This window comes from Mesorhizobium sp. WSM4844, from assembly GCF_055811775.1.
The window spans coordinates 1-5647 of sequence record NZ_JBVVQB010000113.1 but is presented as its reverse complement, the minus strand read 5'-3'; the positions used below and the strand labels follow the sequence as shown (position 1 = coordinate 5647).

Here is a 5647-nt window from a genome sequence, read left to right as displayed (position 1 = left end):
TCAAGGTGGATGTTGAATCACCGGAGAAGCTCGTCGTCACATCACAATCGATTCATCGATCACGGGACGTGCTCTAGGCAGCAAGTCCGGGGACTCCGATCGGGAGACCGCCAAACGGACGTTTGTGTATGCATACTGTGAATCGCTCCAGTCAGCCATTCATCTGGTTCTGCACATGCGTTGATTGACGTTCACGGTCGGTTCTACTTGCCCGGTCGATATCGCTCGCCTTTGGCGCCATGGGTCGCGACCGCCTGATTCGATTTCGAGACGATGGGCCAGGATCAGCCCAGACGATCGCGAAGTCGGTATCATCCAGCGGGTACGCCGAGGTAATGGTGCCACGGGTTCCAACGGAAGCCATTCAAAGCGCGGCTGATGGATGGAAATGTGGTGCAGCTTGGCGGTGCAGGCTCTCACGGGCAACGTTATCGTCAGACCCGCGCCTGTTGGTTCATTCGCTAATCAATTAAAGCATCCGAGCCATTTTATCGCGGAGAGCTCGGCCTCAGTCTGACGAGTCCAACGTCGTTCTCGATGATGATCTCGGCCCCAAATGGTTTCGACAGCGTCAACAACGCTCTTGCAATAGCCGGGGACGGAGAGCGCTTCTACAAATCCTTCTGCCGGCCGGTATCCTGTTGCCTCCTCGTCGCCGTCGCCCCTGGCGTCCCTGTCAACCCTTTGATCCTTAGCATAAGCGTCAAACATGTCAGTTCCCACCGGCATCCGAAGATCGTCGCAGGAAAATTCTCCAAGCTATAAAGATGGGTCGTCCTTATTAGATCTCGATGCCTCCCAACTGATGTGGCCTGTGGCCGATGTATAGCCGCGGCAAGCGCTTCGTAAAACGCCGGGGACCGCGTCGGCCTTGTAGCTGTAACCGAGGTTTCGCCTGCTTCATATTTCGTTCCGCGATTACGACGATGTTGGAATCTTCTGGAACGCATCACATATCCGCACCCGGCGCCAGCTCCTCCGACCACACCAGCTGCCGCTCACCGATTGCACTGCGTCCGCCTCTCGTCCTGCATACCGCCATATACTGGTTGGGCTCGCACTACGGGAGGTGGTGCCCACGACCTATCATCTCCGTACCGAGTTCGCCCGTTGCGGCTCAGGCTTCTCAAGCTCGGCGCCCGCGTTACTGAACCGTCTCGCGCATCCGTGAACTTCGCCACCGCCTGTCCCGAGGCAAATCTGTTCCGAGCGATTTCCATCGCGATGCAGCCCGAAAGGCGATGAGGGCCGGGCAGCAAAGCCCCGCCGAACCCGATATGTTGACTATGGAGCGCGTTCTAAAGTCCAGTTTCAGCCGCGGTGAAAAAGACGCCTCACACCTCTATCATCGAACGTCCAGCAGCAAGAAACCAGGCCGCTGGTGTATAGAGTCCGCTCTTGGGATTCCGTTTTTCGGTTTGGCGTGCGAGTTTGATGCATGCGCAATGGCATCTCCTTCACCGTTTCGGCCAGCGACCGTCGGCGCTTGCAAGCGATCGTCGCGGCGTATTGTCCTTCTGAGCAGCGACGGCACCTCGGCAATCATGGCTGAGACCGACAAGTTCAAGACCTTGTCTGGCGCTGGCAGGAGCGGTGCATGTATGAAGGCGTCGATGGACTGCTTCGCGACCGGTCCCGTCCGCCTGGAAAGGCGCCGGTGCCGCCGAAGCATGTCGCCGAGATCGTCCGCCCGACACAGGCTCCGCCGCCGCATGAGGCGACCCATTGGATGCTGCGCGCGATGGCCAAGGTCGCCGGCGTAGCAGCGTCGACGGTGCAGGGTATCTGGAAGGCTCACGGTCTCAGCCCGCATCGCTGGCGGCACTTCAAGCTCTCCAACGACCCGGCCTTCGCCGAGAAGCTGACGACCATCGTTGGCTTGTATGTCGATCCGCCGGCCCATGCCGTAGTGCTGTCCGTCGACGAGAAGTCGCAGATCCAGGCCCTCGACTGCACCCGGCCCGGCCTGCCAATGAAGCGCCGCGCCGCGCACGATGACCACGACTACAAGCGGCACGGCACAACGACGCTCTTCGCTGCCCTCAACGTGCTGGACGGCGGTCGTTGCGCAGAAATGCAGCCCCACCGCTATCAGGAGTTCATCCGCTTTCTCAACCGCACGAGCACGAGGTTACGGTCGATAAGGCAATCCATGTGATCCTCGACAATTACGCCGCGCACAAAAAGACAAGGTCCGCACCTGATCCGACCGCCGCCCGCGCAGGACATTCCATTTCACCCCAGCATCCTGCTCCTGGCTCAACGCCGTCGAGGGCTTCTTCGCCAAACTCACCCCGGCGCAGCCTCAAGCACGGCGTCTTCCATTCCGTTGTCGATCTTCAGGCCGCGAATCAACCGCTTCATTCGCGAATACAATGCCGAGAACCCGCAACCATTCATCTGGAAAGCCAACCCTGATGACAGCATCGCCGCCCGAAACCGCGGGTTCCAAACGTTGGAATCAGTCCACTCTCATGTTCGCCGTTTCAAGCCGCAGGTGTGAAAAATCGTTCGCTTGCTGAACATCCAAACCGACGTAAGTGATATGCTCGTCCATGGCCCGTCTCCTGTGCATGAGGCTCGGCGCCGGGCCAGACAACCCTCCATAACCTGCATACTTTGAGACGGGTCGCCATACCTCAGGCGAACATGTGGTCTAAGTCGAGAATCAGGTCTGCTGGTGCGTGAGAATTTTTCACGCCGCGCTCCGCTTTAGCCTATACACCGCCTGTCAGGTTAAACTAGCGTCTTTGAACATTACAATCCTCCAAATTTGTCGAGACGCTGGGGCCACCTCGGGTAATCAAAACGTTGCAATGAATCTTTCAATTAAATTTACCGAATCTTCGTGATCGCAGTTCGCTTAGACTGGTACGCTCACCATAAAGTCTGAGGTCAAGCGCGGCCAAAAAACTGATGCCTATTTCTGCTCAGACCCACACGACACAGCACGCCACGGAGGTCACCAGCCAATGGCAAGAGGAACGCTCATCCTGGTTGAAGGCCATTCAAGGGGTAATGGTCTGCGATACGTCCAAGCGGCCCGGCGTCTTGGTCTTCATCCAATTACCCTGTCGGCTGATCCAGCTCAGTACGACTATCTTGCGGCGGAAACGAGTGAAGCAATCCGTGTCGATACATGCAATCTCGATGCGCTGATCCAGGAATGTTCCCGGCTAAGTGCGACCCATGACATTGCTGGCATTACTGGCTTTGCGGGCGTAGACGAGTCGGTCTATGCGATGGTTGGCAAGCTCTGCCGGCACTTCGATTTGACGGGACCGAATCCCGCATCCATTGAACGATGCTGCGACAAATTTACTCAACGTCAGCTCCTCGCGAGAGCCGGCGTTCCAGGGCCTGCTTATCGCTTGGCAGCGAATGCGACGGAAGTAAAAAGCTCTGCCGCGGAGATTGGACTGCCGGTGATTGTTAAGCCAGCCGTCGGCAGCGGCAGCATGGGGGTCCGATTGTGCCGCAACGACGATGAGTTAGCCGTGCATACCACCTATCTATTGGGCGGGAAACACATTTGGCCGTCTACGCCGAGGATACTTGTCGAAGAATTCGCACAAGGTCCCTTTTATAGCGTCGAGATAATGGGAACTGAAGTTATTGGGATTGTCGCCGTTGACTTCGGTCCTCCACCGCATTTCGTCTTCCATAAGACGACCTTTCCGGCCCCGCTGACTGATGATGAGCATCAGCGTATGGTTGATGTTTCGCTGAGCTGCTTGCAAGCTCTCGGCCTCAGCTGGGGGCCAACGAACATTGAACTCCGGTGGTCGAAGCGTGGCCCAGTCGTCATCGAAGTCAATCCGCGTCTTGCTGGCGCACTCGAGCCTCAATTAGTCCAACTGGCTTGCGGTATCGACCTCATCACCGAGCACATCAAGCTTGTCATCGGCGAGGACTGGGATTTGCGTAGAAGGCATTCGCAGACAGCGGCCGCGCGGTTCCTAGTTCCTGATCGCGATGGCACTCTCGATTGGATCGATGGCAACAGTCGGGCGGCTGCTGTACCAGGTGCCGCCGAGGTCAGATTGTATGTTGAACCCAAGACGCCGATCGTCAGGAAAGGCGATTACCGAGACTGGATCGGACATGTCATAGCCGCTTCACCCAGCCTTGCTCAGACCGAGGCAATACTTCAAAGCGCCGTCGACTTAATCGATTGGTCGATCTCACCACTTCCGGCCCTTGTCGAACAGGAACAATCTGCGGTTCCCTCACTTCTCAGCAACAGCTCGACTTGCCCTCTTGCGGATCGCCGGTGATGCGATGGCCGACTTGGCCGAAGCGGCCGAGCTTCTTGATGTCGATATTGATCATCTCGCCGGGAGGCTCGCACCCGTAGCGGCGGACCGGTTCGGTCGGTTCGGAGTCGCTTAGCCGTGATGCCCGGCACGCTTGAGAACCCGGCTAACGGTGGCGGGCGAGACGCCGGCCTCCCTAGCGATCTGCTTGCCGGTCAGCCGCTAGCGGCGCAAGGCGACGATGCGCTCGGCCATGCCTGTTCCGTCAGGTTCGGCATGACGTTGGGCCGCGATGAGCGATCGACCATGCCTTCGAGGCCTTCGGCACTTAGCGCTCGACCCAGCGCTCCACGATCCTGGCCGACACACTATACTTTCGGGCCGCATCGGCTTTGGAAGAACCGCCTTCTATCACCGCCGGCGCCATCTGCTCGCGACCCACCGCATGAGACGGGCATTGATAATGTCCTGAAGGTTCTGCAAAAAGCTTTGGAGAGAGAACAGCCGTTGCTCTGAGGCGAGGGGCGGCCATGGCACGCTGGTGACGTTGCGATCACCGATTCCCGTGGAAGGGTAAGTGCCATGACCAAGCGAGACGTTAGACTGAGCAGAGGCGAGTTGAAAGCGTTGCTGTTGTCGGATGAGGACGGCTTCCGCAGAGTTTTGCAGACTGTGGTGCAGGAGGCTTTGGAAGCCGAGATGACGGAGGCGATCGGGGCCGAGAAAGGCGAGCGGACGACGGAGCGGGTTGGTTACTGGTCCGGCTATTACGAACGCAAGCTTGTGACGCGGGTTGGCGTGCTGGAGCTTCGGGTTCCGCAGGATCGGGCCGGCCGGTTCTCGACGGAGTTGTTTGAGCGTTATCAGCGCTCGGAGAAGGCACTGGTATCGGCGCTGGTCGAGATGTACGTGCAAGGCGTCTCGACCCGCAAGGTCAAGGCGATCACCGAGGAACTGTGCGGCCATTCCTTCTCGGCCTCGACGGTAAGCCAGGCGACGGCGCGGCTGGATGAAGCCCTGAAGGCGTTCTTTGAGCAGCGGCTTGCCGAACCTTACCCGTACCTCATTCTGGATGCGCGCTATGAGCGGGCGCGCGAGGCCGGCGTGATCGCCAGCCAGGCGGTGCTGGTGGCGATCGGCGTCGACTGGGAGGGCCGGCGCCAGGTGCTCGGTGTCGAGCTGGCCAACCGGGAGAGCCATTCGAGCTGGCGCGCGTTCGTGGCAGGGCTCAAGCAGCGCGGGCTCGCCGGCGTTGAGTTCGTCGTCTCCGACGACCATCCGGGTCTCAGGGCAGCGATCCGGGAAGTCCTGCCCGAGGCAGTCTGGCAGCGCTGTTACGTGCACTTCCTCAGAAACGCGCTCGATTATGTGCCGCGCAAGGTCGATGACGA

The 5647-nt window shown here is 59.0% G+C and carries 2 protein-coding genes and 3 pseudogenes; 4 read left to right on the top strand and 1 reads right to left on the bottom strand.

Features of this window, described 5'->3' with window-relative positions:
* Positions 1–974 precede the first annotated feature (974 nt).
* The 3 genes and pseudogenes from AC0L2A_RS35715 to AC0L2A_RS35705 form a co-directional block, all read left to right on the top strand.
* Positions 975–1245, top strand: a pseudogene (locus AC0L2A_RS35715) (transposase); the annotation flags it as partial.
* 193 nt (positions 1246–1438) lie between these two features.
* Positions 1439–2503, top strand: a pseudogene (locus tag AC0L2A_RS35710) (IS630 family transposase).
* Positions 2504–2972: 469 nt separating this feature from the next.
* On the top strand, positions 2973–4277 hold the full coding sequence (locus AC0L2A_RS35705) for an ATP-grasp domain-containing protein (protein ID WP_473612875.1): 1305 nt from the start codon (positions 2973–2975) through the stop codon (positions 4275–4277).
* Here AC0L2A_RS35705 and AC0L2A_RS35700 read toward each other — a convergent pair.
* Positions 4267–4683 (bottom strand): annotated as a pseudogene (locus AC0L2A_RS35700) (helix-turn-helix domain-containing protein); the annotation flags it as partial. The gene AC0L2A_RS35705 and the pseudogene AC0L2A_RS35700 overlap by 11 nt on opposite strands.
* A gap of 155 nt (positions 4684–4838) precedes the next feature.
* Between AC0L2A_RS35700 and AC0L2A_RS35695 the strand changes: the two are divergent.
* The coding region (locus AC0L2A_RS35695) for an IS256 family transposase (protein WP_473612873.1) at positions 4839–5647 on the top strand (809 nt) is incomplete at its 3' end.